Source organism: Corynebacterium sp. HMSC066C02 (genome assembly GCF_001814945.1).
GTDB classification, from domain to species: Bacteria; Actinomycetota; Actinomycetes; order Mycobacteriales; family Mycobacteriaceae; genus Corynebacterium; species Corynebacterium aurimucosum.
Window position 1 is genome coordinate 1 of record NZ_KV818439.1, and the last position, 19879, is coordinate 19879.

Annotated in this window: 42 protein-coding genes and 1 tRNA gene; 4 read left to right on the top strand and 39 right to left on the bottom strand. The window is 57.1% G+C overall.

All coding sequences use genetic code 11. The features are described from left to right. Window positions 1-9: 9 nt before the first annotated feature. The 33 genes from HMPREF2996_RS02385 to HMPREF2996_RS12405 all read right to left on the bottom strand — a co-directional run bounded on the left by HMPREF2996_RS02385 (window position 10) and on the right by HMPREF2996_RS12405 (window position 15805). A complete protein-coding gene (locus HMPREF2996_RS02385; RefSeq protein WP_070729912.1) occupies window positions 10-519 on the bottom strand; it encodes a phage portal protein family protein in 510 nt (169 codons plus the stop codon). A gap of 10 nt (window positions 520-529) precedes the next feature. Further along, the gene (locus tag HMPREF2996_RS02390; RefSeq protein WP_070729914.1) at window positions 530-2080 is read right to left on the bottom strand and encodes a terminase large subunit; all 1551 of its coding nucleotides are present in this window, start codon (window positions 2078-2080) and stop codon (window positions 530-532) included. After that, window positions 2034-2405, bottom strand: coding sequence for a hypothetical protein (locus HMPREF2996_RS12775; protein WP_083313764.1), 372 nt, complete (start codon window positions 2403-2405; stop codon window positions 2034-2036). Before HMPREF2996_RS12775 ends, HMPREF2996_RS02390 begins: the two co-directional genes overlap by 47 nt. Window positions 2406-2528: 123 nt before the next feature. After that, window positions 2529-3257 (bottom strand): AAA family ATPase, encoded by a 729-nt coding sequence (locus HMPREF2996_RS02400; protein WP_246822973.1) that lies wholly within the window; start codon window positions 3255-3257, stop codon window positions 2529-2531. Between the two features lie 245 nt (window positions 3258-3502). Beyond that, the gene (locus tag HMPREF2996_RS02405) at window positions 3503-3820 is read right to left on the bottom strand and encodes a hypothetical protein (RefSeq protein WP_070729916.1); all 318 of its coding nucleotides are present in this window, start codon (window positions 3818-3820) and stop codon (window positions 3503-3505) included. Next, the gene (locus HMPREF2996_RS12635; protein ID WP_141757470.1) at window positions 3817-4293 is read right to left on the bottom strand and encodes a hypothetical protein; all 477 of its coding nucleotides are present in this window, start codon (window positions 4291-4293) and stop codon (window positions 3817-3819) included. Before HMPREF2996_RS12635 ends, HMPREF2996_RS02405 begins: the two co-directional genes overlap by 4 nt. A 100-nt stretch (window positions 4294-4393) precedes the next feature. After that, a complete protein-coding gene (locus HMPREF2996_RS02415; protein WP_070729921.1) occupies window positions 4394-4702 on the bottom strand; it encodes a hypothetical protein in 309 nt (102 codons plus the stop codon). Beyond that, complete coding sequence (locus tag HMPREF2996_RS02420; protein WP_083313766.1) at window positions 4699-5145, bottom strand: hypothetical protein; 447 nt, start codon at window positions 5143-5145, stop codon at window positions 4699-4701. The genes HMPREF2996_RS02415 and HMPREF2996_RS02420 overlap by 4 nt, the downstream gene beginning before the upstream one ends. Then, complete coding sequence (locus tag HMPREF2996_RS12780) at window positions 5142-5303, bottom strand: hypothetical protein (protein ID WP_168166668.1); 162 nt, start codon at window positions 5301-5303, stop codon at window positions 5142-5144. The genes HMPREF2996_RS02420 and HMPREF2996_RS12780 overlap by 4 nt, the downstream gene beginning before the upstream one ends. Continuing rightward, window positions 5300-5647: a hypothetical protein gene (locus HMPREF2996_RS02425; protein ID WP_070729924.1), complete on the bottom strand. Its 348-nt coding sequence runs from the start codon at window positions 5645-5647 to the stop codon at window positions 5300-5302. Before HMPREF2996_RS02425 ends, HMPREF2996_RS12780 begins: the two co-directional genes overlap by 4 nt. Continuing rightward, window positions 5640-5990: a hypothetical protein gene (locus HMPREF2996_RS02430; RefSeq protein WP_070729926.1), complete on the bottom strand. Its 351-nt coding sequence runs from the start codon at window positions 5988-5990 to the stop codon at window positions 5640-5642. The genes HMPREF2996_RS02425 and HMPREF2996_RS02430 overlap by 8 nt, the downstream gene beginning before the upstream one ends. Next, on the bottom strand, window positions 5983-6360 hold the full coding sequence (locus HMPREF2996_RS02435; RefSeq protein ID WP_070729927.1) for a hypothetical protein: 378 nt from the start codon (window positions 6358-6360) through the stop codon (window positions 5983-5985). The genes HMPREF2996_RS02430 and HMPREF2996_RS02435 overlap by 8 nt, the downstream gene beginning before the upstream one ends. Next, a complete protein-coding gene (locus tag HMPREF2996_RS02440; RefSeq protein WP_070729928.1) occupies window positions 6353-6691 on the bottom strand; it encodes a hypothetical protein in 339 nt (112 codons plus the stop codon). The genes HMPREF2996_RS02435 and HMPREF2996_RS02440 overlap by 8 nt, the downstream gene beginning before the upstream one ends. Next, complete coding sequence (locus tag HMPREF2996_RS02445) at window positions 6684-6911, bottom strand: hypothetical protein (protein WP_070729930.1); 228 nt, start codon at window positions 6909-6911, stop codon at window positions 6684-6686. The genes HMPREF2996_RS02440 and HMPREF2996_RS02445 overlap by 8 nt, the downstream gene beginning before the upstream one ends. After that, complete coding sequence (locus HMPREF2996_RS02450) at window positions 6908-7627, bottom strand: hypothetical protein (RefSeq protein ID WP_070729932.1); 720 nt, start codon at window positions 7625-7627, stop codon at window positions 6908-6910. The genes HMPREF2996_RS02445 and HMPREF2996_RS02450 overlap by 4 nt, the downstream gene beginning before the upstream one ends. Further along, window positions 7624-8022 (bottom strand): hypothetical protein, encoded by a 399-nt coding sequence (locus HMPREF2996_RS02455; protein ID WP_070729934.1) that lies wholly within the window; start codon window positions 8020-8022, stop codon window positions 7624-7626. Before HMPREF2996_RS02455 ends, HMPREF2996_RS02450 begins: the two co-directional genes overlap by 4 nt. Next, entirely contained in the window at window positions 8019-8168 is a 150-nt protein-coding gene (locus tag HMPREF2996_RS12785; protein ID WP_168166669.1) for a hypothetical protein, read from the bottom strand. The genes HMPREF2996_RS02455 and HMPREF2996_RS12785 overlap by 4 nt, the downstream gene beginning before the upstream one ends. Next, on the bottom strand, window positions 8165-8566 hold the full coding sequence (locus HMPREF2996_RS02460) for a RusA family crossover junction endodeoxyribonuclease (protein ID WP_210398887.1): 402 nt from the start codon (window positions 8564-8566) through the stop codon (window positions 8165-8167). Before HMPREF2996_RS02460 ends, HMPREF2996_RS12785 begins: the two co-directional genes overlap by 4 nt. After that, window positions 8563-9390: a hypothetical protein gene (locus HMPREF2996_RS02465; protein WP_070729938.1), complete on the bottom strand. Its 828-nt coding sequence runs from the start codon at window positions 9388-9390 to the stop codon at window positions 8563-8565. Before HMPREF2996_RS02465 ends, HMPREF2996_RS02460 begins: the two co-directional genes overlap by 4 nt. Window positions 9391-9516: 126 nt before the next feature. After that, the gene (locus tag HMPREF2996_RS02470; RefSeq protein WP_070729940.1) at window positions 9517-10278 is read right to left on the bottom strand and encodes a DNA-methyltransferase; all 762 of its coding nucleotides are present in this window, start codon (window positions 10276-10278) and stop codon (window positions 9517-9519) included. Then, window positions 10262-10696, bottom strand: coding sequence for a dUTP diphosphatase (dut, locus tag HMPREF2996_RS02475; RefSeq protein ID WP_070729942.1), 435 nt, complete (start codon window positions 10694-10696; stop codon window positions 10262-10264). Before dut ends, HMPREF2996_RS02470 begins: the two co-directional genes overlap by 17 nt. A 7-nt stretch (window positions 10697-10703) precedes the next feature. After that, window positions 10704-11318, bottom strand: coding sequence for a hypothetical protein (locus tag HMPREF2996_RS02480; RefSeq protein ID WP_141757471.1), 615 nt, complete (start codon window positions 11316-11318; stop codon window positions 10704-10706). Further along, on the bottom strand, window positions 11270-11752 hold the full coding sequence (locus tag HMPREF2996_RS02485) for a hypothetical protein (protein ID WP_168166670.1): 483 nt from the start codon (window positions 11750-11752) through the stop codon (window positions 11270-11272). Before HMPREF2996_RS02485 ends, HMPREF2996_RS02480 begins: the two co-directional genes overlap by 49 nt. A 225-nt stretch (window positions 11753-11977) precedes the next feature. Then, a complete protein-coding gene (locus HMPREF2996_RS02490) occupies window positions 11978-12172 on the bottom strand; it encodes a hypothetical protein (RefSeq protein WP_070729947.1) in 195 nt (64 codons plus the stop codon). Window positions 12173-12181: 9 nt separating this feature from the next. Then, on the bottom strand, window positions 12182-12652 hold the full coding sequence (locus tag HMPREF2996_RS02495) for a single-stranded DNA-binding protein (protein WP_070729949.1): 471 nt from the start codon (window positions 12650-12652) through the stop codon (window positions 12182-12184). Beyond that, window positions 12653-13444: a hypothetical protein gene (locus HMPREF2996_RS12870; RefSeq protein ID WP_070729951.1), complete on the bottom strand. Its 792-nt coding sequence runs from the start codon at window positions 13442-13444 to the stop codon at window positions 12653-12655. Window positions 13445-13446: 2 nt separating this feature from the next. Further along, complete coding sequence (locus tag HMPREF2996_RS12790) at window positions 13447-13614, bottom strand: hypothetical protein (RefSeq protein WP_168166671.1); 168 nt, start codon at window positions 13612-13614, stop codon at window positions 13447-13449. Further along, window positions 13615-14508: a YqaJ viral recombinase family protein gene (locus HMPREF2996_RS02505; RefSeq protein WP_083313768.1), complete on the bottom strand. Its 894-nt coding sequence runs from the start codon at window positions 14506-14508 to the stop codon at window positions 13615-13617. After that, window positions 14505-14693, bottom strand: coding sequence for a hypothetical protein (locus tag HMPREF2996_RS02510; RefSeq protein WP_070729955.1), 189 nt, complete (start codon window positions 14691-14693; stop codon window positions 14505-14507). The genes HMPREF2996_RS02505 and HMPREF2996_RS02510 overlap by 4 nt, the downstream gene beginning before the upstream one ends. A gap of 232 nt (window positions 14694-14925) precedes the next feature. Next, window positions 14926-15150 (bottom strand): hypothetical protein, encoded by a 225-nt coding sequence (locus tag HMPREF2996_RS02520; protein ID WP_141757472.1) that lies wholly within the window; start codon window positions 15148-15150, stop codon window positions 14926-14928. A gap of 56 nt (window positions 15151-15206) precedes the next feature. After that, complete coding sequence (locus tag HMPREF2996_RS12795; RefSeq protein WP_168166672.1) at window positions 15207-15374, bottom strand: hypothetical protein; 168 nt, start codon at window positions 15372-15374, stop codon at window positions 15207-15209. Continuing rightward, window positions 15364-15552 (bottom strand): hypothetical protein, encoded by a 189-nt coding sequence (locus HMPREF2996_RS02525; RefSeq protein WP_070729960.1) that lies wholly within the window; start codon window positions 15550-15552, stop codon window positions 15364-15366. Before HMPREF2996_RS02525 ends, HMPREF2996_RS12795 begins: the two co-directional genes overlap by 11 nt. Before the next feature lie 76 nt (window positions 15553-15628). Further along, window positions 15629-15805: a helix-turn-helix domain-containing protein gene (locus HMPREF2996_RS12405; protein WP_083313769.1), complete on the bottom strand. Its 177-nt coding sequence runs from the start codon at window positions 15803-15805 to the stop codon at window positions 15629-15631. Between the two features lie 145 nt (window positions 15806-15950). Between HMPREF2996_RS12405 and HMPREF2996_RS12645 the strand changes: the two genes are divergently transcribed. Further along, window positions 15951-16793, top strand: a complete 843-nt coding sequence (locus tag HMPREF2996_RS12645; RefSeq protein ID WP_141757473.1) for a hypothetical protein — start codon at window positions 15951-15953, stop codon at window positions 16791-16793. Here the strand turns inward: HMPREF2996_RS12645 and HMPREF2996_RS02535 are convergent. The 6 genes from HMPREF2996_RS02535 to HMPREF2996_RS12800 all read right to left on the bottom strand — a co-directional run bounded on the left by HMPREF2996_RS02535 (window position 16757) and on the right by HMPREF2996_RS12800 (window position 18345). Next, on the bottom strand, window positions 16757-16942 hold the full coding sequence (locus HMPREF2996_RS02535; RefSeq protein WP_070729965.1) for a hypothetical protein: 186 nt from the start codon (window positions 16940-16942) through the stop codon (window positions 16757-16759). The genes HMPREF2996_RS12645 and HMPREF2996_RS02535 overlap by 37 nt on opposite strands. Before the next feature lie 36 nt (window positions 16943-16978). Continuing rightward, window positions 16979-17062, bottom strand: a tRNA-Leu gene (locus HMPREF2996_RS02540). Between the two features lie 235 nt (window positions 17063-17297). Then, window positions 17298-17594: a hypothetical protein gene (locus tag HMPREF2996_RS02545; RefSeq protein WP_070729967.1), complete on the bottom strand. Its 297-nt coding sequence runs from the start codon at window positions 17592-17594 to the stop codon at window positions 17298-17300. Further along, the gene (locus tag HMPREF2996_RS13055; protein WP_256380900.1) at window positions 17587-17712 is read right to left on the bottom strand and encodes a hypothetical protein; all 126 of its coding nucleotides are present in this window, start codon (window positions 17710-17712) and stop codon (window positions 17587-17589) included. The genes HMPREF2996_RS02545 and HMPREF2996_RS13055 overlap by 8 nt, the downstream gene beginning before the upstream one ends. Before the next feature lie 54 nt (window positions 17713-17766). After that, complete coding sequence (locus tag HMPREF2996_RS02550; protein WP_070729969.1) at window positions 17767-17991, bottom strand: hypothetical protein; 225 nt, start codon at window positions 17989-17991, stop codon at window positions 17767-17769. A 189-nt stretch (window positions 17992-18180) separates the two neighbouring features. Further along, the gene (locus HMPREF2996_RS12800) at window positions 18181-18345 is read right to left on the bottom strand and encodes a hypothetical protein (protein ID WP_168166673.1); all 165 of its coding nucleotides are present in this window, start codon (window positions 18343-18345) and stop codon (window positions 18181-18183) included. 139 nt (window positions 18346-18484) lie between these two features. Between HMPREF2996_RS12800 and HMPREF2996_RS02555 the strand changes: the two genes are divergently transcribed. The 3 genes from HMPREF2996_RS02555 to HMPREF2996_RS02565 all read left to right on the top strand — a co-directional run bounded on the left by HMPREF2996_RS02555 (window position 18485) and on the right by HMPREF2996_RS02565 (window position 19865). Next, window positions 18485-18943, top strand: coding sequence for a hypothetical protein (locus HMPREF2996_RS02555; protein WP_070729971.1), 459 nt, complete (start codon window positions 18485-18487; stop codon window positions 18941-18943). 31 nt (window positions 18944-18974) lie between these two features. Continuing rightward, window positions 18975-19322: an ImmA/IrrE family metallo-endopeptidase gene (locus tag HMPREF2996_RS12945; protein WP_256380901.1), complete on the top strand. Its 348-nt coding sequence runs from the start codon at window positions 18975-18977 to the stop codon at window positions 19320-19322. A gap of 72 nt (window positions 19323-19394) precedes the next feature. Further along, a complete protein-coding gene (locus HMPREF2996_RS02565; RefSeq protein WP_070729974.1) occupies window positions 19395-19865 on the top strand; it encodes a hypothetical protein in 471 nt (156 codons plus the stop codon). Window positions 19866-19879: the final 14 nt, after the last annotated feature.

The window sequence follows — 19879 nt, forward strand, 5'->3', positions numbered from 1 at the left end:
CCGACGTGTCTACTTTCCGGGGGTCAGGCCCGAAGCCTGCTCAATGGAATGCAACCCACCATCAGCATCAACATGAATCCTATCCACCGTGCCCGGCCAACGCGGAGCCAACTTCACCAAATGCTCACGCCCATCCGCACCAGGCGCATACACCTGCTCAAAGAACATCACACCAAAAGCAAGCGACTTCAACGCCTGCTCCAAATGCTGCTCAAAACTCACACGGCCACGACGCGGCGCCACCGGAGCATTCGGAGACTCCCCCACAACCTGCAAACGCAAATCCTCCGCAACCGCAGCAACCACATCATCAGGCGCACCATTCGACTCCAACCGCCAACCAGCACGACGAATCGGCAACGTCACCGCACGAAACACAGAACGAACCTGCGCATCCTCCCGATACATCTTCGCGTACACACGCGCAGACTGCGGAAACCGCAACACCGCGTTATCTTCCTCAAGCGCACGATTACGCGCAGGACGTGCATAACCAACCTCACGCCTAATCTCGGACATAGCTCACCTCCTAAAACGCCATTTCAGCAACATCACGCCGGACCACAACCGGCTCAGCATGACCCGTAAACCTCTTCTTAGAACGCACCTGCACATCCACAGGCAACGCCAACTCAGACAACCCCCACACTGCAAAAGCCGCCGCAAACAACACCGTCACCTCACGACGACGAACCCACGACCGATACTTACCCGGCTTCTCCTCCGCGACCTCCCACGCAGACAACCAGCGCTCATCACCATCATGAATAATCCGCCCCTCAGCCCACATCCGCATAAACAACTCAAACGCAGCCGAAGTCTTAGAACCAGACAACTTCGTCGGCTCAACCCCCGAATCCTCAATCGGTCCCAACAACGTCGACGCCGGACCAATCGGGTCAACAACCGCCCCCAACGGATCATTATTCACAACCGCACGACCAAGCGCCTCCACCGTCTCCACACGGTCAAACACCCTCAACGGAGACAGTGACAGAAACACCCGCTCGCCATCCTGCACCGCAGCAACGAACGCAACCTCCTGGCCGTCAACACTCACCTCAATGCCAACACACGACTCGCCAGGGGAAGCAGGAACCCCCACAGCCAAAGCCCAATCCTCGAGATCCACCATCGGCGTGAAACCATCAGCATCAGATTCATCAAAATACGAACCCCAACCCAACGCCTCAACACCAAAGTTAATGCGGCCTTCCTCAGTGTTCATGCGCCGCATAATCTTCTTCATCTTCTTCGCAGTAGCAATCACACCATAAGACGGATTAGCCTCACGCCAAGTCTCCTCAGCCATCGGGTCCATCCCATCCGGAGCCGCATACTCAGCAAAATAAATAGGGTCAGACTCATCAAAATCATCCAACGCCTGCGCCCGCATCGACGACAACACACGACCATTCGCATGCTGCGGAAAATCCTGGTGTACAGCAGAAGTCATAAAGAACACCTGCGGGTCCTCAGCGGCCTGGACCAGAAACGCCAACGCTGCCATCTCACCATCAGTCAGGTTGTACGCCTCGTCATAAATCAACAAGTCAACCTTCGTCAGGCCACGCCCCGCATCCTGCGACCGAGTAGTAAACACAACCCGGCCACCATTAGCTAGGAAGATAGTCCCCCGGCCCTGCGAACACGTCTTAGACACAACATGCTTCGACAAGAACCGACGGCCTTTAACAATCTTCCATGTCTGCTCCCACAACTCCTTAGCAGTCTCCCACTGCTGCGCCGTAAACAAAACGTTTTGTCCAAGGACGAAAATCCTGTACAGCACAACCAACGCAACAACAAGCGACTTGCCATTCTGACGCGGACAAATCAACACCGCATCCGAATGAACCCAAGAACCATCCGCATTCATCGCATTAATCGCATTAATCTCATTGCACTGCCAAGGAAACGCAGTCACACCAGCACGACGCGCCAACTCAATATTCTTACGCCCATGCTCATGCACCCCCGGAGCCTCACGAAGATGAAGCGGAGACTGCTTACCCGACAAAGCCGGGAACGCCTCACAAGTCGGAAAGTCCTCCCTCTTCGTCAGCGTCATCGTCGTCATACTCAGCACGCCTCCTCGCCACCTCAGCAACCAACTGCTTAAACACAACCTCAGTCTGACGCTGCTCACGCAAAAGATTCCCCACCTGCAACACAAACTCAGACTCCGAATCCCCCGAAGGCAAAATACGCCCCCACTCAGAATCATCCCGAGACACCATACGATGCAGCCGGTCCAACCTGTCCTTCACACGACAAGACTCAACCACCAAAGCAACAACATCACCAGGGTCACGGTCATCCTGCATTTGCTCCCACAGCTCACGACCACCAGATTCAAACGTTTCAAGCTCAAACATGGCCTCGAGGTCAGGCAAATCGTCCACGAAGCACCATTCCTTTCTGCGCAGCTCAGCGAAACTTTTCGGCCCCGCGTAAAAAATCGCCTGACCGAGAGCGGACGGGGCAGGGTCAGGGAGGTAATCCCTCAGATAAAACTGGTGGTGGGGTCACCAGGTAAATACGCTAGGCGTGCTAGTTTCGCTGCTGACGGCCTGCGGGACATGTTTGGTCAACGCGGGCCGTTTTGCATCATTCGCCCCGTCCTTGCGGCTGCTATTGCACGAAAAATGCAGCAACCGCGTGGCCCGCTTGCCGTCTCGCGCACCGTTAGCATCCTCATGGTCGGCGGCAAGTGGCAATCCGTCATGGTTTCGGTGTTTGTCGCGGTACATGGGTTTTCCGCACCACCAGCAGGGTGTTCCATCCTTGTGTAGGCGGATGAGTCTGGCGCGGTCCTTTTGCTGTTGCCAGCCGTAGCCGCGCTCATGCGTGCTCTTCTTGCCTTTAGCCTGCTTGTCGTACCACTTAGCAGCTGCAAACAGTGCCCCTTTGGGCCGCTCACTCTTGCAGCGTTTCATCACCACGTCTTTGCCTGGATCAATTTCGTGGATGGTCGCACCCTGGGCGCGGTAGTTGTCCAGCTGCTTAGGCGTGGGCTTGGTGTGGATGAGCCACACATCGCAGTCTTGCTTGATGGCGGCGTCTATGGCGGCTTGTCGTGCTGCTTTAGCCACGGTGAGGATGTGCGCCGCGTGCTCGTGGTTTCCCTGGTCTTCGCCTGCGAGTGTGTTGGCGATGTGGTCGAGGTCGATGCGGATGTCGCCAGGCTTCGCATGCTCTCGGATGTAGGTGGTCTTGCCAGCTGCCGGGGGGCCGGTGACAACGATGAGCACCACGGTCACCTCCCCTTTTTCTTGGTGTCTTACTCCGGTCGTGAGCCGGTGGCCTGCGCCCCTTTTTGGGTGCGTGTGGTGGGGTGGCGGTAAGACTTGGTGCCCTGGGAGTGGTGAACCCCAAAATTGGATGGATATGGAAAAGTGTTTCCCAGGGCGTAAAACGACGAAAACCCCAGCTGTTGCCGGGGCATAAGTTGTCGTCGCGTCGATTATACACCGGATGTGGGGAGTTGTCAGCGTAGAAGCTAAATTCGGTCTTGGCGCATCGGGGCGCATCCTAGGAAGTTGGAGGATTCACTTGCTCTTACTACTTGGCCATCGACAATGTCTGCCGCATGGAATTCAATATCCCTCGTTCCTTCTTGATACGCGGTTCGGAGCAGCTTCCCGTCATCCCCCCAATATGTGATGGAAGTGCCTAGGAATTCTACTTTGAGTATCCCCGGCATCTCGCTGCGGAAAGTGGTTCCGTCTTTCTGGAGATATTCGAGCCAGAATGCGCCTGGGAGCGGTATGAAATCGATGTCTTTGTAGAGGTCTGAGAATGTCTTCTTCTGTGTCATGACTGTCCTTTTCGTGCGTGGTTGAGGGCTTCGGTGAGTAGGTATCCTGCTCTCCCGTTGGGCATGGTGGTTTGGGTGATGTGTCCGTGGCGTGCCCAGCCGCGGATGGTGTCGGCGGTTGTGGGGATGCCGCGTGCTCTGAGTTGGCGGGCGGTGTGTTCTGCGCCGTGTCGTGGTTCGGGTTGGTTGGCGATGGTTGCGGGTTGTGGTGGGTTGCATCTCCTGTCGATGATGCGAACTTGGTTGGTGAGTTCGTCGTGGAGGTCTGTGGCCCATTCGAGTTCGCTGGCGGCTTGTGCGTGGAAGGCCAGCAAAGCGCAGAGTCGTGGGGCTGTGGCGTCGGTGTCGCGGATGCGTACGCCGATGTCTGCGAGGGCGTTGAACGCTACTTCGCGCAGGCGTTGTTCTTGGTCGATGTAGGTTGCGACGTACAGCCAGTTACCTGGGGATTGCGGGCCTGGTGATGGTTTCATCACGCGTACTTCTGGTGGTTTGGGCCTGGCGTGTTTCAGCTCGTGTAGCTGCTGATAGAGTCGCCCTAGGTGGCGTGCTGTGTCGCGGAATTCTTGTTCGTCAACGCTCATGGTGCTCCTGGCGGTTAGCTATGTCGAGTAGGAAGCCCGCTAGTGGCTTCCATTCGTGTGGCGCGAGGTTAAAGGTGTCGCCGCCTGATTTGAGGTGAATATACTCTCGCTTGTTGGTGGCGGTGAGGTCACAGAATGCGCCGCTTGGGTCTTCAATGGTGATGTCCGGAGCTAGTCGAGAATAACGGTCGGCGTACTCCATGGCCTTAGCCCAGGTTGGGAAGGATTCATAGCGCTTCGGCCCGGGTTCGTACACGTGCCATGCGCGGTACGCTTTGAAGACTCGGCACCGGCTCATGCTTCCTCCCATTCCCCTACCCAGCGGCGGGCTTTGCCCTCACCCTCACCAAACTTATCTAGCTTCACCTCAATACCGTTAGGCGGAGCATCGTAGTAGCTCATGCCACCCTCTGACAGTCCCTCGATGCTTACCGCGTCCTTGAGAATCCAGGGGTCTGGATCATCGTAGGAAACAAACACATGGCCGTCCTCCCACTCGCCGGGAACCGGTTGTCCGTCTGGTGTCCAGGCGCGGGGTAGGTCATAGCGTGGGGTGAGGTTCTCGGGAATGGTGAGAGTGCCTAGCTGACCCTCGTGGATTAGCTCACAGAATCCTTGATGGTTTGGACTGTCGCCTACATAGATGGCGAGGTTGGTGCGCTCGTCGGGGTCTGGGAAGTCACACCACATTCCTCGGCACTGTGCTCTTTCTTCGGGTGTGAGGTCTGCAAGTGTGGTCATTGGTCTGTCTCCTGGATGGTGCCGTGGATGATGAATGCGGCTTCGTGGTAGCCGGTGATGCGGACGTGATACAGCTGGTCTTGCAGCATTTCGATGTGAATATCGGAGTCGGTGGCTTTGATTTCGTCTATCGTGCCGCCTCTGTAGGCGACGCTCATGCTTTCCCCTTTGCGTATTGGGCTGCTGCGAGGACGGTGAGGGCGAAGGCGTTGGCTTCGTCTGGTGTGAGGTCGCCGGGTTCGACGCGCTGCACCATGACCAGCCCGCCAGGTGCCGTCCACACAACAGGGCCGTTTTCGTCGTCGAGCAGCCAGCCTTTGCCGTCTGGTACGAAAATGTCTGGGGCGTTCGCCTCCGGCAGGTCTGGTGCGAGGAGTCCCGCGTCGGCGAGGGCGTTGGCGAGGCGCTCTGCTTCGCCCGCCGCTGTGAGGATTTCCCCGCGCTGCCACGTTTGGATGGCCTCGTCGTAAATGACCTGCGCGGCACGGTCAAAATTAGTCATCTTGTGTGTCCTTTAGGTCGCAGGCGGCGAGAATCGCGTAGGCAGTCTCACGCCCCTTGGTGGTGTTGGAGAAGCGAAGCTCAGCCCAGTCAGGCATCAGCGCATCCGGCTCATTATCATCATTCGTCTCATCGTGGATGACGTGGATGATGCCGTCCTCCACGCTCACGTAGCCGTCGTCCATGTGCCACTCATGTTCCCCGGTGTCGGGGTAGATGCACGGCTCGGGGAGGTCTGGGGCGAGAAGTTCAAACGCATCTAGCAGCCTCACTGTCTGCTCTGGGGTGTATCCCCGTTTGGCTGCGTGCTCGATTGCTTTCACGGCACGGTCTTGCTTACTCATCGTGGTCTCCTAGGATTTGGTCGATGTGGTCTATTACCGCCGCTGCGAGCTGCTGCTCCGATGGGGTGCGCTCTGGGTCGATGCTTATGGCCTCCCAGACCTCACTGAGGTCGTGCAGGGCTTCCCTCATGCGGATGACTTCGGCCAACAGCTCCGGGGCGAGGGCTGCTATCTTGGCTGCGTCGTGTTTGTATCTGAAGTTGAGCGGGTAACGCGTCGCACCCACAAGGAAAGCGTGAACCGCGTCCACCTCCACTGCTTCCCCGTTAATGAGGGTGAAGTCCGGGACTTCCTCAAACTCCACCGTCCACGGCCCGGGTGAGGCCTCCGCGAGTAGGTGCTGAATGTACTTAGTTCTCAAGTCAGTCATTGGTGTCTCCTAGGATGATTTCTTTGAGGTAGCTAGCGATGGTTGCGGGGTCTTGCCACTCGTTATTTGCCGCTTTGGTTTCCATCTCCAGAATTAGTCCCTCAATGCGCCCGCGTAGTCGTATGACTTCTTGTGCGAGTGCCGGGGCGGCGGCTGCGAGGTCAACGTGTGGGCTGTGGACGATGCCTAGGTACTTTCCGTCAGCGCTGAATATCTGGCATGACGTGTCGGGGCGGGGGCCGCCCTCTTTGTAGTTGCCTCGCGCCCCCCACGGCCCTGGTGCGGCCTCATCGAGTAGGCGCTTCAGATTAGCGGTGCTCAGGTCAGTCATTGGTGGTTTCCGTTTCGTGTTGGCTGTCTATGGTTTGGCACTCTGCCCGTTTCGCGTCGTCGATGGCCATGGCGGTGAGCATGGCCGCGAGGCCCGCCCCTACTGCCCCTAGCGCTACGGTCATACCGATCGCCCTCAATGGTGGTTCGTGGTCTATGAGGGCAAAGAAGAGCGCTATCCCGCCGAGAATCGAGGCCCCGATGATTGCGCCGGTAATCATTCCTGCACCTCTGTGAGGGTGTAGCGCTTACCAGTCGGGGTGATGCTTCTCTTATTAAGCCGTCCAGCCCTGTCCTCGAAATGAGGAACGAGACACTCAATCAGATCGGGGTTATAACTCGCATCCCCCAGCATGATGACACGTCCGTAATCCTTGTGTTCTGCTTCTGCGAGGTAGTGCTTATCGTCGTCCCATTCCACCTCGGCCATTGTGGGTTGTGGGCGTGGTGGGAGGACTTTCTCAATGATGCGGCGGCGCTCTGGCACTAGGTCGGGGTTGCGGTCTTCCGAGAAGCCGAGAAGCATGTCAAGCGTTTCGTACGCGTCGATGATTTCTTGACGGGTTGGGTTGGTCATGGTGTGTGTGTCCTTTGCTTGTTCTGCTAGGCGGCGGGTTTCCGCCTCGACTTCCTCCCATGTCCAGGTATGGCCGGTGAAGTGGGAGGGGTACGCGTTTGGGGCGTCGGGGTGCTGTCCATCCCCAAGGTGGTTGGTGTCGAAGCCGATGACGCGGCCTTCGTGGTAGGTGATGCCGCCGTGTACTTCGATGTCGGGGTGCACCTCAAGCGTGTCAGGGAAATCAAGCCACGGGTGGTTTTCTGGCAGTTCGATGTATCCGTTGATGGTGAATGGCCCCAGCTGCGTCATACAGCTGATGCCCTGGTGGGTGAAATAGCGGGCGGTGTCGTTGGCGATGCAGGAGAATGGGTTGGTCATTGGTTGTCCTTGATGTGGTTGAGTAGGCGGTTCCAGTCGGGGTCGTCGATTTCGCTGAGGACGCTGCGGGGCGTGTTGTCGCGGTAGTCGCATTCCTCAGCTACGTCGCGGGTGATGACATAGCGGGTGTTGTCGCTCAGGTCGTCCCAGTGTTTGATTACCCAGTCCACGGTCTCCTGCACTACGTAGGTGGCACGCCCCCTGGCGTAGCGCACCGCGCCGATGACCAGGAACTCGTCACGAGGGGCGATGCGGGTGCCGTGGATACGCGGGTCATAATTGCTGCGCCGCCAGTTGTCAGGGTTCTCCGATGGTGGGGTGAAACGCTCGTCGTACAGAATCTGGTCGTCCTTGCGGATGTCACGCACCCGCTCCCAGTAGTCGTCTTCGGTCACTGCGCACCTCCTATGACCGTGGCAAGCATGATGACGGATAGGGTCAATATGCCGATCAGTATGAACGCGACAATGGTGAGGGTCAGGAGGATGACGTCAAAAGGTTCCTCCTCCAGCCACTGTGAGAATTTTTCACGCAAAGTCATTGCTGTTCCTTCCATTGGATTGTGATGTCAGCGCCAGGCGGGGTGACGTCGCTGGCGTAGTGCTTGGTGGCGCGGAGGCGGGTGACGCGGCTGTCGTTGGTGAGGACACCGGCGGCTTCAAGGCCATCAAGAATCGACCTCGCTAGTTTGTCCACATCGGGTTTGACTGCTGGGACGTCGTAGCGGGGTCGTTTCGGCTTGGGTAGGTAGAAGTCCATGTAGACGCTTACGGGGGCGTCTATCGGCTCGCTGGGCCGGTTTTTGGCGGCTTCTTGGGTGACTGCCTGCATCCAGGCGGGGAGTTTCTTCGAGGACTCAATCATGCGTCCATTACCGACGTGGCGTTTCGAGCCTTTAGGGGCTGGTTCGCCCTCAACTCGGAATGAGAGGATGTTCAAAATGGTGCCTGCTTTCTTGGTGGTTTGTGGTCGCAGCGCCATGCCTCCCCGTCCTGGTATCGCATGCCGTTGTCGTCACACAGGTCGCACTCGTCGATAGCGTGGCGGCGGGCTTGTGCGGCGGTCTCGGCTTCCGATTCGGTTTGGGCTTCGTATGCGCGTCGAGCGTCGGCGCATTGACCACAGTTGGGGACGGTGCCGGGTGCGAGGTGTTGGTGTTCTTGGCAGCGGCGTGGGTCGGGTTGGCTGGCGGCGTGAGCCGCCGCTAACTCGTCGAGGCTTTCAGGGAGGGGGGTCGTTTCGGCGTTGTTTTGTGCCGCGTTTGCGATGCTGTTTGCGTGCCCCCCTCCCCCCTTCTTACTTCTTATTTCTGCTTTAGGTTTGCTTCCGTTCTGCTTGAGTGTCTGCTTAGCACTTGCTTTAGCACCTGCTTTAGCACGTGCTTGACTTCTGCTTGCAGTGCGCGTTTTCCCAGCTCCACGGGCCAATCCGCCCTTACGGCCAGCCTCCTGTTTCTGCTTACGACGCGCCTCAATCTGAGCTTTTGAGGTCTGATGCTCCAAAAAATCGTGAATAATCCACTCGTTTTCGGTCTCCACAAGTGACGGTTTTTCGTCATCGTTAGAAGCAAGCTCCAAGCACACGTCAAGCGGCCACTTAGCAGCTGCTAGCCGTTTGCTTAACACCCCATCCGTCTGCATCCGACAGCTATAAAGAATCATCTCCAGGAGCGCCCAACGCGCCTCCACAGACACCACTTGAAGCTTCGGTGAATCAGCAAAATCATGAGTGATCACCGCGTACACACGAGGGTCGTGCGGCATCGTCTTCTCCTCCTTTCTCTATGGATTGGAACAACTTGATGAGTGCATCGAGGAACACAGGCGTAGCGCAGTACACGTCTTGGGATTCCAACCACGCCCGCATGTCCTCACGCTGCTGATGGGTGGTCATGCGGTCTCGAATAGCGGCAATCCTTGGGTTACGGATGGTTTCATCTGCGTTTCGAAGGCGTGGACGAATTCTTTTTTGATCTCGAAGCCATACCCGCGCCGATTCAAATTTTCTGCAGCTACCAATGTGGAGCCTGATCCTGCGCATGGGTCAATGACCACATCACCAGGGTTAGTGAAAAGGCTTATGAGCTTTTCCATGAGCTTCACTGGCTTTTGTGTGGGATGCACTTTGGGAACATCGCGGTAGTCTTGAGGCCAATCCATGACGTTCATGACCATGGAGCCGTGATTATTGAACATGGGCAATTTATTGCGGTACAGGATTAATGCGTATTCCGCGTTTCCCACCACCCTCATGTTCGCTTTGAGCACCTGAGGGCTAGTGCGTTTCCTTAACACCAAATTGATGTAGTTCTTAAACCCGGCTTTCCGCGCTGCTTCAATAAGTGGCCACTGCTGCTCGAATGCGCAGAACACAATCATGCATGGGGCTTCGCCTTTTGCTTTGGGTTCTGGGCGTAGCATGCGGCTGGCGAAGTGCATAAATTCCGGCACGTTAAAGTCTTTGTCTGTGTCGAAGAATTGCTTGCCAGCGAGTTCGGATTCCCCGTTCTTGTTGTCTCCGCCGATGTACCAGGCGGGGTTAGATCCATAGGCGTTGGTGCCTAGGTTGTAGGGAATGTCTGCGATGATTAGCTGTGCTTTTGGGATGGAATAGCGCTTAAAATTCTGAAAATGATCATGCTGTAGATGCATCGGTGCTTCCAATTCCGTTGGTGCCGCGTTGGGTGGTGTCGAGGGCGTCAACGCGGTTGAGTCTGATTTCGGGGATGGGGAGGATGACGAGTTGGGCGATGTAATACCCTTCGGGGATGGTTTGCATGTGCCTGCCTGTGTTGTGCAGCGACAACATGACTTCCCCCGTGTAGCCGCTGTCGATGATGCCGGTGCCATTGCTCAGAACGAGGTTCTTCTTAATCCCCGTTGAGCTGCGAACAAACACCATGCCGACATGCCCGCGTGGGATTGCTACGTGCACCCCTGTGTGGCAGAGGCGGTGCTGCCCGGCTGGGATTATCGCCGGATGATTCAACGCCAGGTCAGTGCCAGCATCATCCGTATAAGCACGACGCGGCGGGTAAGCATGCTGGTCAAGTGAATAGTTAACGTTCATGGGGTTCCTATCTGTGAGTTTTGCGGTCGCGGATTGTGCGTTGGGCTTCTCTGTTGCAGGTGGCGCACCTGCGGGTGAGGTTTCCTTTTCTGTCGCGCACCCATTGGGTGTTTGAGTCGGTGTATTCGTGGCCTTTCGCGCAGTGCGTCTTTCGTCGCCTGCGGCCCCCGCTGCGTGGTGGTGGGGTCTCAAAGTCGAACCACAAGCGGCGGGCTTTATCGGCAGCGCGGCGCGCAGCAACCCGCGTAGTTGATTCCGGCCAGCCCAACGCGGCTGCCGCAGCCCTCAGCGTTGGGTACTCGGATACGTGGAGGAGGATTTCCCTATCAGCATCCGGGAGCTTCGCCATGACCTGCGTGAGTGCGATGGGGGTGAGTACGTCGGGCTGGTATGCCCTTGTTTTTGGTTCCCAGTACATGGTGAAGCGTGGCCCATGCCCGTGTGCTTGTACGTCTTTGTCGTATGCCTTGCCCAGGTAGCTAATGGCGGCGGTGTAGCATTCTTTCTCCACGCTTTCGGGGTGCTCTGCTAGGTGGAGTGCTGCACCTTCCCATGCCTCCATGAGGGCATCCTCTATGGGGAGGTTGCGCCGGTATTGGGTGCTTGCGGCGGCGCGTGCCACGTCCCAGAGCCTGTATGGGTTAAGCCCCATAGTTCATCTCCTAGGGTGAAAGTATCGAAGTTGTGGACGATGCTGTGGCGTGCTGTTCTGCCGGTTTCCTGCCGGTAGACGGTGCGTAGATTTTTGTCCGCTATGGCGCAGGCTTCGGGGGCGATTTCCACCATGAGCATTCGATGGTGGTACAAGTCATCCAGCTGGTCGGAGTTGAGTCCTGAGAGCTGCATGAGGCGGGCGAGGTAGATCCCCGTCCCGCCAAAAGGGTCAGCTATACGTACTTCGGGGTCTGCGAGGGTGTAGCCCTGGGCGGCGAGCTGGTCAATGACTGCGCGTACTTGAAAGTCCACAACTTCAACTGGAGTGACAACCACTCCGTCACGTTGGCCGCGCTTAGTGCAGGTTCCCTGCTGGTAGTCCTTGGCTATGCGTTGCTGCACAGCGGCTAAGTGGTCCATTTTTGCTTTCGGGGTCGATGAGGACTGGTGCGGTGGCTTCGATGGTGAAGCGTCCGTCTCGGGTTGCCCCGTGCACGTAGGCACCTTCCTGGGCGGCGTAGACCAAGCGGTCGGGCACCAGGGTGGGGTCATACGTGTCGGGATCCAGGACAATGCGGCAAACCCTGTGATTAGGTAGGTCTGCCGCTGTCATGCGCTGGTAAGGCATCAGTACTCGCCTCGTCTAATGAGGGCGATGACGTGTGCAGCCGCTTTGGCCATATCTGCCGCCCCGAGGTCTTGCAACTCTGCGGGGGTTGGATCATCGTTGCTGTAATGCTTGAGGTGGTCGATGTCGTAGGCGTACGCGAGGAGCCTGTCTTCGAGCCGTTTCAGTTTCTCCTCGTAGTAGGCGGCATCCATACCAGTCACCTAGAACGGCGGTTCGCCTTGTTGGCCTACGGGTGCGGGGTCACCCCACGCCCCTGTTGTGGCTGTCTGCCCCTGCTGCGCGGCCTGATTCCACTGCTGCTGAGCCTGGGATGGCTGCTGCCCGCCGCCTTGTCCGCGTGGGATGAATGAGACCTCATCGGCGTTCACCTTGTACTTGGAGCGCTTATCACCAGTGCTCTTATCCACCCAGCGGTCCTGCTTCAGGGTCCCGATGACCACCACGGGGCGCTTCCCGTTCTGCGTGTAGTCGTGCAGGAAGTTCTCGCCCTTCTTGCCCCAGAAGTCCACATCCATGAATATGGGTTCACCATCCTCCCACTGTTGTGACTGCTGGTTATACTGGCGGATGTTGTGAGCAACGGTGAATGAGACCACAGATTTACCGTTTGGGGTGAAGCGCTGCTCTGGGTCTTTGATGAGGTTTCCGCTGAGAGTGATGCTAATAGCCATTTACTTTTCTCCTTCCAGCTCAGACCAACGGGCGCGGCACAAGTCCATTACTTCATCTGGTACGTCACCGGACTGTTTCAGGTTGGCGGCAAACTCATTGACCTGCTCACTGGTGGTGAAGCCCTCCAGGGTCTCTTTGATGTCGGTGATGAAATCCTCATCCGCATCCACAGGCTCCGGTTTCTTGGTCAACGCTGGTACCGGTGCCGTCTCAGCCTTCGCCCGCACATCCTCACGAGTCGCGGTCATCTTGACGGGCTCCAGTTCTAGGTCTTCGGCGGTGTACTTGATGCCGAGGAGTACGTCCGGGGCGAGCTTGCGGGACACCTCGGATGCGGCTTTGGCGTACAGCATGGCCTGTGGGTCGGTCTGATACTTCTTGTTGCTGGTATAGCCCGCTTTCTTAGCGCGCTCAATTGTCCAGGTGGATTCCTCGGTTTCGCCGGCCGGTGAGGTGCCGCGCACCGTGACTTTCTCATCACTGGTCTCTACGGTCTGGAACTTGTAGCCCTTCGCCTTCAACAGGGCGACCATTGTTCGGGCGTAGATAGCAGGCTGGCCATGAACCACGAACACCTGCTGCAACGCCTGCTGGGGCTTCAACCCGAGTTCTGCGCCGTAGAGGATGGCGGCGGCACCATCATCAGGCTTGCCCCGGAAGGTTTGCGGCACCATCTGCGTATTGCAGAGGACGGTGGCGAGCTTGTGGGCTGCGCCCATGGCTTCGGCTTGGCGAGTGAGGAGGTCGAGACCGTCCTCGGAGGTGTTGATGGTGGCGAGTTCGTTGCTCATGGTTACTGCTCCTTTTTGATGTAGGCGATGGAGATGGTGGTGACGATTTGGATTGCTTCTTCGCGGGTGAATCCGGCGTCGATGTAGGCGGAGACCATGGAGGCCATGTGTCCGGCCAGTTGTCGGGTGTCGCTGTCTGCTTCTGGTAGTTGCTTTCCCCAGATAGGCATTTAGTTCTCCTTGATGTCGAGGCGTGTGTAGCCTTCGCGGGTCTTGGTTTTGTACTGCTGGTAGAGGTCTTTGTGTTCTTTGCGGAACGCTGCGGAGTCGAACACCTTGCTGGGCTGCGTGGTAGACACAGTCACGTGGTAGCCGCCGTAATCGCCGGTGTGGGAGTCGCCGGTCAGCTCCAGGATTTCGGCCTTGAGATTCGCGATGCGCTTCTTGCGGTCGTCTACCTCAGCGGTGAGCATGGCGTACTGGGCGACGAGGTCAGTCACCTCATCCACCTCATCCAGAGAGGTGACCTCACCCATCCAGTCCGGTGTGGTGCCGTCCAGCCAGGCGAACCACTCAGAGGCTGTTTCCATCAGCTCAGCCGCAAACTTGGGGTCATAGAGGATGGTGCGATGGTCGAGGGCGACCGGCACAAAATCGTCGTGCACCTCCACCAACAACGCGCAGGCTTCTGCCCCGGTGTAGTGCATGTTTGCCTGTATCTGGCAGTAGTACTGATTTGGACACCAGTCATGAAATCTGCCGCCGTAAAATGGGGCGGTGTCGGTCTTAATCTCCCCAATGACCTCCAAATCATCGCTGTAGAGGTCTGGGGTGCAGGACAGACGTTCATCATCAGGGAGGAAGATGGTTTGCGGCTCAGCGTTGTAGACGAGGCGCGAGTCCACCTCGTCGATGAGCACCTGGGCTAGGAGTGGTTCGCGGGCGCTGCCCCACTCTGTGTGCTGGTTGCCGTGAAATTTACTGCCGTTCTCCTTCTCGTCGCGTACCGCGTGCCACGTCGCTGCATTCCTACTGGTGTGCAGGCGGGCTAACTCAGTGGAAGTCAACCGGCCCTGACGGAACCTTGCCCAGTCTTCGTTATCTGCCGGGTCGTAGCGTCTCACTTGGTCCCCTTCTCGTCATAGCGGGACAGGGTCATATCCGTCAGGGTGCACGCAATATCAGGGTCGTAGCCTTTGTCCATGAAGGCGTTCATTACGTCGTCTGCTTCCTCAATCAACGGTTCTAGGTAGAGGAAGTGCGGGTTGATGGTGGTCAAATGCGGCGGCATTTTGTTGGGGGTGTTCATGCTGTCCTTTGGAGTGTTTGGCGTGCGTGGTAGGCGTGGCGAGGGCAGAAACGGAATCCAACCCCTAAGCCCAGGTCGTCAGTACCGAGCTGGTTACATTCGGCGTGGAGGCACACATGTGTCTTTTTGAACTCGCTGCGGGCCTGTAAGGCTTCACTCCGCCTGCTGAAGGCGGTGGGGTCAGGGATGCTCACCCACCACTTCCCTTTGAGGAATCGGGGTAGGTCGATGGTCATTGGCGTGCCCTCCTCAGGTAGTCAGTTACGGTTCGTGGGGAGACGTTGTAGAGGGTGGCGAGGCGTTGTTTGGCAAGCTTCGGGCCGAGGATGCGGGCGAAGTGCTCGTACTCTTCCACGACGATTTCTTGTTTGGTGAGTGGCCTTACCTGGGCGTGGTGCTTACCCATGTCGTGTACGAATTGGAGGGCTTCGCCCCAGCTGGCAGCAGGAAACACCATGTCCCCCTCCTCCACATGCCACACCCCTGTGATTAGGTCTTTGTGGATGTTGGTCATTACATCCACACTGGCGGCATTGACAGGAAGGCGTGGAGGATGAAGCCGATGAGCATTCCGAGGATGCCAGTAGCCCAGGCCAATCGGGTTCGCTTCGCTGCGATGTCTTTCCAGTAGGCAACACGGCGGGCATCCGGTGTGGTGCGCGGGGGTCGTTTAGTATCCATGTTTTTCTGCTTCTTTCTGTGCGATGAGAGCGAGTTGGTGGGCTTGTGCAGCGCTGTCTTTGATGAGTCGGCGTGCTTTGGTGGGCATGCGGGTGAGGTTGTAGAGGGCGTGGTATCGGCCCTCAATCTCATAAAATTCTTTCGCCGCTTGGTCGAGGGGAATCTCAAACTTCGACATCAGAACCTCCGCATCATGTAAAAGCGCGGCGTATGAGCGCGGTGCCGACGATGGAAAAAATGGGTCAATAGTCGTTTCATGCTGCTCCTTCGTTGATGTACTGGTCGAGCCACTTGTGTGTTGTGCGCCAGGCCTTACCTGGTTTGCGGGCTTCAATATCGCCCCGGCGCATCAGGATGCGGATTGTTTCGGCGTGGAGGCCGGTGTATTCGGCGGCATCCTTTACGGACAGCCAGGCCGGTGTAGTATTCATTGGTGTCTCCGTTTCAGGTGGACAGAGCAAGACCCCCGCGTAGTTACAGCAGTCGCGGGGGCCTTTTGTATGTGAGAAGTGTGCGTGGTTTGTGGTATGCGCACCCCACCAAGAAGCATTTGCGTGTCCTGGTTAAATAGAACTCATGGCAAACCCAGCAGAACTACTTCACAAGCAGCTTTTGGGGTGGGCTGATGGCCACACCAAGACAGCTAAGGAAGCTAGAAAATTTGACAAGCAGAACGGTGAAAATGACTCCCAATTTCAAAGTCGAACTGCTCAGATTTGGTCAGACCATCGGTTGGCAGTAACCCGACTAAACCAAGTCGTTGAATCAATTGAAGTCGCCAAACGTGAGGGCGTTCCTGTCACGGTTTACGAACAGTTCATACCTCAGTGGACTAAAGCGATTTTTGCCTATCCTCACGGGTGGAAAGAAAGAAGCGAACCGGGAATTCTGAAGGTCCCATTAGACCAATTGGAAAGTGTGGCAGCTCTACTCGACTTTGTAATTCCAAAGTTTGAAGAAGGCTCTTCGGAGAAGTTCTCTAATTTCTTGGAAGTTCTTCTGTACCGGGTCTCGACCCTTGATGAAACACATCGATTTTTGCGTGAGCACTCGATTCGAATTATTCGGCATCTTCGGGGTTGCCTCGAAGATCTCGACCTTTACGGTGAGTTCAGAATTATCGATGCCCTCCATGAATTGAAATACATTTTGGAAGCACTCGAAGAAGCAGCGGATACCCCAGAAGACAAAAGGTTCTATCAAAGGGCGCGGGAAGGCGCTTGGGGGTTCTTCAAGAAATCTACTGGTTCCGTAGTGCTTGCTGGCACTATCTTGGCTTCATCTTCACTTGAACAAGCAGGGAAAGATCTTTATGAATTGGTGAAAGAAGAATTGCCGGCCATTTCTTCAAGCAATGAAGAGTCCACAGAAGCCAAAGATGGTCACGATGAAACATCAGAGTCGGACTCTGAGGGGTAGGTTTTTCTTTCTATTTCCTGAAGCGCTTGGTCTATGGCTTTGCCGCTGGGCGTGCCGGAGAGAATATCGGCCTTAATGGCCGAAAGTACCCAGTTGACGCAGGCTGCTTCCATGAGGCTGAGGTCTTCGGGAACGTACTTGTTTGCCATGATTTCTCCTTGTCTTGCGGCGTTGTGTGGCCGCTGTGCTTCGCCCGGGAGTCGAACCCGGATACCCGTGTGGGTGCCGCATTTTGAGTGCGGTGCGTCTGCCGATTCCGCCAGCGAAGCTTTGGTATTTCTGTCGGCGCCGTTCGTTCCCTCCCAACCACGTTGGGGTGCCTACCTCACGGTTCGCCCCGGTCATCGCAATCTAAGAACCATGCTCACGGGGCCGGTATCATCCGGCGCTCTTCACTATTGAGTTCTCATTCATCACGACCAACTGGTTCCTGCCCTATCCCCAGGGACAGGAGAGTCAGCGGCCTGGTGCCTATGGCGGGGCTTGCACCCGCCTGCCTGCTGGTTAGGCGATGTCGTTTCCTTGCCACACGCCCACGACGGAGGCGTTTCGTACTGCTTTGCGTGACCGGGCGAAGCCGATGTGGCGTATCAACCCCCGGCCCTTCCAGTAGCGGAACAGGCCACCCCAGGCGTTCGGATGCTCTGGTTCCACGCCGCACACATCCCGCACATCATCAGCAGTGAAGGGTTTGTGGGATTTCGCTAGTTCAGCGACTGCTTTGTCAGCGGCGGTGTACCAGTCAGCCCCGGCGCGAACAGCTGCCATGTACGCGGCCTCAGCAGGATGCGTGTCAGGCATGGTGCACCCCCTTGTAGGCCCAGCCCCTATCAGGTAGGGACTCCCCAGTCAGGCGCAGGAACATCAGGAAGAACGGCTCAAGGCCCATCCCGTAGTGGTGGTTACCCTTATCGGACATGGTGTAAACTCCTTGGTGGTTGTTTCTTTGGCCCCGCCCCAAGCGGGGCTTTTTCTATGCGGCGGCTTCGGCGGTTTCGATGACCATGCGGTCGAGGGGGATTCCGGTGAGTTGCTTCAGGCGCATGAGGGTGGCGATGCTCGGCGCGGATTTGCCGGCGCGGTAATTGCGGATGGTTACCCCGGTGAGGTTCAGGAATGCTTGACCTAGCTGGTCATCGGAGCGGGAGCCGGTTAGCTCGATGGCTTTGTCAAGTACGGCGGGATTAAGTCGAATCATGTTCACCTCCCTGGTGGTTGTGGTTCACTTTCTTCAGGGCAGCCAGCCCTAGAAAGTGAGGTGAGAACTGTGGATTTGAACGATTTCGACCACGCTGGAATTGCTGCTGACCACGCCGTACGGGCTGCGAGCACTCCGTATGAAAAGTTAATGGCAGAGTCCCAGAGGTCGTTAGCGCTAGGTATGCAGCTACTCCAAAAGCAAATTGACCGAATCGAGCTTGGGTTCCAGCTCGGCAATCCTGCTGACTAGTTCACGAAGTGTGTAGCTACCTTTTCCGTAGTCGTCTATGGAAATAGTTTCGGTTTCCCCTGGCGTTGCCCCGCCGGGGGTTTCCTTGTTTTCGCGGTTCATATTCACCTCCTTGCCTGTTTGGCGTGATGTTTGACAGTATGGCAAGACAGTTGCCGTTTTGTCAAGTTGTTTAAAAAACTTTCACGTTTCCGCAGGTAGCCAATTTGTCAATATGGCAAGGGTGGGTTACGATGTAGCTATGAAACACACCGAATGGCTCAATCAGATTTCAAAGGATGGCGCGGTTCACGCCATCGCCCAGCGCGCAAAAATCGTCCCCCGCACATTCGCCCGCCAGGTGGAGCGCGGAGAAATCTCCGCCGAAAACGTCATTGCCATTGCCATCGCCTACGGCGCGCACCCGGTTCGTGCCCTGGTTGATACCGGCTATTTGGATGAGAAGTACGCACGCACGGTCGACCCCATGACCGCCCTACGCAGTGTCACCGAGGACCAGTTGGCCGACGAGGTCCTGCGCCGCATGAAACGCGGCCTCAAGACCGACGAGTTCACCACCGACATCAATGAAGTTGAGGCGCGACGACGTTCGAAGCAGCAAAAGCCCGTGTCTCCCCCGGATGATGTAATGCCCGTGTCGGCGGTCGCGGATGATTCGCCGGATGAAGATGAAATGCGAGGTGATCCATTTGACGATTAATGCCGTCGACCTCCACCGGCTCGCTGAGTCGATGGGGGTCACTCTGCGGCGGCACAACGGCGGCAAGAAGGGATGGTACGACCACGCGACGCGCACCATCTCGACGCGGCGCGGCATGAGTATCCAGCAATACCGTTCCACGCTGGCGCACGAGCTCGGCCACGCCCACTACGGCGACGAGCGCACCGGCAATGGGTACTACGACCAGCGTCAAGAAAAGCGCGCATGGGATTTTGCCGCCGGCTTGCTCGTCCACCCCGCCGACCTAGCCGCCGCAGTCGCCTGGCACGGCTGGCACATCCCATCACTAGCCGACGAATTAGAGGTCACCCAGCACCTCCTGAACCACTACCTGGCGGCACAAATGCGCGCCGCCTAACCCGCCTGGACCACAGCACCCACGCCAACGTCCCTAAACTTGACCACCCTCAACTCTCCGAAAGGCTCCCTCATGCCAAACTTCAACAACATGCTCAAAGGCATAGACCTCCAAACCATCGGCGCAGCTCTCGCCGCTATCCTCGCAATCATCGGCGTCATCGCAGGTATCTCAGCAGCCCCTGGTGGCAGCTCCAGCGAGTCCAGCTCCACGAGTACCGCTAGCACTCCCGAACAGCGCGTACGGGACGCTGTCATCAAGAGTGTGGAAAGGGACGGATACACCGTCGACCCCACCCTCAACAATCTGGCCCAGAAGTACGTCAAGGCAGAACACGGCCCGGAGCGTGACGCCATTTACACCAAGCTCGGCGAGGCGGGCATGACCGAGGGCAGTGGTGGAACCTTTACGAGTAATGAGAAGTACCTCATTGACCTCTTCTCCCGTTCGACAGAGACGAAGCCAAAGCATGGCGGCAAGGTTGGTGTAGGCGTGAACTTTGGGCCTGTCACTACGGAAATCCAGGTGGTGTACGCCGACTAATCACCCCAATAAAT

What these genes read in the sequence shown, in the direction of transcription:
- HMPREF2996_RS02385 (WP_070729912.1), bottom strand. Translation starts at nt 519, where the DNA reads ATGTCCGAGATTAGGCGTGAGGTTGGTTATGCACGTCCTGCGCGTAAT.
- HMPREF2996_RS02390 (WP_070729914.1), bottom strand. Translation starts at nt 2,080, where the DNA reads ATGACGACGATGACGCTGACGAAGAGGGAGGACTTTCCGACTTGTGAG.
- HMPREF2996_RS02405 (WP_070729916.1), bottom strand. Translation starts at nt 3,820, where the DNA reads ATGACACAGAAGAAGACATTCTCAGACCTCTACAAAGACATCGATTTC.
- HMPREF2996_RS12635 (WP_141757470.1), bottom strand. Translation starts at nt 4,293, where the DNA reads ATGAAACCATCACCAGGCCCGCAATCCCCAGGTAACTGGCTGTACGTC.
- HMPREF2996_RS02415 (WP_070729921.1), bottom strand. Translation starts at nt 4,702, where the DNA reads ATGAGCCGGTGCCGAGTCTTCAAAGCGTACCGCGCATGGCACGTGTAC.
- HMPREF2996_RS02420 (WP_083313766.1), bottom strand. Translation starts at nt 5,145, where the DNA reads ATGACCACACTTGCAGACCTCACACCCGAAGAAAGAGCACAGTGCCGA.
- HMPREF2996_RS12780 (WP_168166668.1), bottom strand. Translation starts at nt 5,303, where the DNA reads ATGAGCGTCGCCTACAGAGGCGGCACGATAGACGAAATCAAAGCCACC.
- HMPREF2996_RS02425 (WP_070729924.1), bottom strand. Translation starts at nt 5,647, where the DNA reads ATGACTAATTTTGACCGTGCCGCGCAGGTCATTTACGACGAGGCCATC.
- HMPREF2996_RS02430 (WP_070729926.1), bottom strand. Translation starts at nt 5,990, where the DNA reads ATGAGTAAGCAAGACCGTGCCGTGAAAGCAATCGAGCACGCAGCCAAA.
- HMPREF2996_RS02435 (WP_070729927.1), bottom strand. Translation starts at nt 6,360, where the DNA reads ATGACTGACTTGAGAACTAAGTACATTCAGCACCTACTCGCGGAGGCC.
- HMPREF2996_RS02440 (WP_070729928.1), bottom strand. Translation starts at nt 6,691, where the DNA reads ATGACTGACCTGAGCACCGCTAATCTGAAGCGCCTACTCGATGAGGCC.
- HMPREF2996_RS02445 (WP_070729930.1), bottom strand. Translation starts at nt 6,911, where the DNA reads ATGATTACCGGCGCAATCATCGGGGCCTCGATTCTCGGCGGGATAGCG.
- HMPREF2996_RS02450 (WP_070729932.1), bottom strand. Translation starts at nt 7,627, where the DNA reads ATGACCAACCCATTCTCCTGCATCGCCAACGACACCGCCCGCTATTTC.
- HMPREF2996_RS12785 (WP_168166669.1), bottom strand. Translation starts at nt 8,168, where the DNA reads ATGACTTTGCGTGAAAAATTCTCACAGTGGCTGGAGGAGGAACCTTTT.
- HMPREF2996_RS02465 (WP_070729938.1), bottom strand. Translation starts at nt 9,390, where the DNA reads ATGCCGCACGACCCTCGTGTGTACGCGGTGATCACTCATGATTTTGCT.
- HMPREF2996_RS02470 (WP_070729940.1), bottom strand. Translation starts at nt 10,278, where the DNA reads ATGCATCTACAGCATGATCATTTTCAGAATTTTAAGCGCTATTCCATC.
- dut (WP_070729942.1), bottom strand. Translation starts at nt 10,696, where the DNA reads ATGAACGTTAACTATTCACTTGACCAGCATGCTTACCCGCCGCGTCGT.
- HMPREF2996_RS02490 (WP_070729947.1), bottom strand. Translation starts at nt 12,172, where the DNA reads ATGGATGCCGCCTACTACGAGGAGAAACTGAAACGGCTCGAAGACAGG.
- HMPREF2996_RS02495 (WP_070729949.1), bottom strand. Translation starts at nt 12,652, where the DNA reads ATGGCTATTAGCATCACTCTCAGCGGAAACCTCATCAAAGACCCAGAG.
- HMPREF2996_RS12870 (WP_070729951.1), bottom strand. Translation starts at nt 13,444, where the DNA reads ATGAGCAACGAACTCGCCACCATCAACACCTCCGAGGACGGTCTCGAC.
- HMPREF2996_RS12790 (WP_168166671.1), bottom strand. Translation starts at nt 13,614, where the DNA reads ATGCCTATCTGGGGAAAGCAACTACCAGAAGCAGACAGCGACACCCGA.
- HMPREF2996_RS02510 (WP_070729955.1), bottom strand. Translation starts at nt 14,693, where the DNA reads ATGAACACCCCCAACAAAATGCCGCCGCATTTGACCACCATCAACCCG.
- HMPREF2996_RS02520 (WP_141757472.1), bottom strand. Translation starts at nt 15,150, where the DNA reads ATGGTGTTTCCTGCTGCCAGCTGGGGCGAAGCCCTCCAATTCGTACAC.
- HMPREF2996_RS12795 (WP_168166672.1), bottom strand. Translation starts at nt 15,374, where the DNA reads ATGGATACTAAACGACCCCCGCGCACCACACCGGATGCCCGCCGTGTT.
- HMPREF2996_RS02525 (WP_070729960.1), bottom strand. Translation starts at nt 15,552, where the DNA reads ATGTCGAAGTTTGAGATTCCCCTCGACCAAGCGGCGAAAGAATTTTAT.
- HMPREF2996_RS12405 (WP_083313769.1), bottom strand. Translation starts at nt 15,805, where the DNA reads ATGAATACTACACCGGCCTGGCTGTCCGTAAAGGATGCCGCCGAATAC.
- HMPREF2996_RS12645 (WP_141757473.1), top strand. Translation starts at nt 15,951, where the DNA reads ATGGCAAACCCAGCAGAACTACTTCACAAGCAGCTTTTGGGGTGGGCT.
- HMPREF2996_RS02535 (WP_070729965.1), bottom strand. Translation starts at nt 16,942, where the DNA reads ATGGCAAACAAGTACGTTCCCGAAGACCTCAGCCTCATGGAAGCAGCC.
- HMPREF2996_RS02545 (WP_070729967.1), bottom strand. Translation starts at nt 17,594, where the DNA reads ATGCCTGACACGCATCCTGCTGAGGCCGCGTACATGGCAGCTGTTCGC.
- HMPREF2996_RS13055 (WP_256380900.1), bottom strand. Translation starts at nt 17,712, where the DNA reads ATGTCCGATAAGGGTAACCACCACTACGGGATGGGCCTTGAGCCGTTC.
- HMPREF2996_RS02550 (WP_070729969.1), bottom strand. Translation starts at nt 17,991, where the DNA reads ATGATTCGACTTAATCCCGCCGTACTTGACAAAGCCATCGAGCTAACC.
- HMPREF2996_RS12800 (WP_168166673.1), bottom strand. Translation starts at nt 18,345, where the DNA reads ATGAACCGCGAAAACAAGGAAACCCCCGGCGGGGCAACGCCAGGGGAA.
- HMPREF2996_RS02555 (WP_070729971.1), top strand. Translation starts at nt 18,485, where the DNA reads ATGAAACACACCGAATGGCTCAATCAGATTTCAAAGGATGGCGCGGTT.
- HMPREF2996_RS12945 (WP_256380901.1), top strand. Translation starts at nt 18,975, where the DNA reads ATGGGGGTCACTCTGCGGCGGCACAACGGCGGCAAGAAGGGATGGTAC.
- HMPREF2996_RS02565 (WP_070729974.1), top strand. Translation starts at nt 19,395, where the DNA reads ATGCCAAACTTCAACAACATGCTCAAAGGCATAGACCTCCAAACCATC.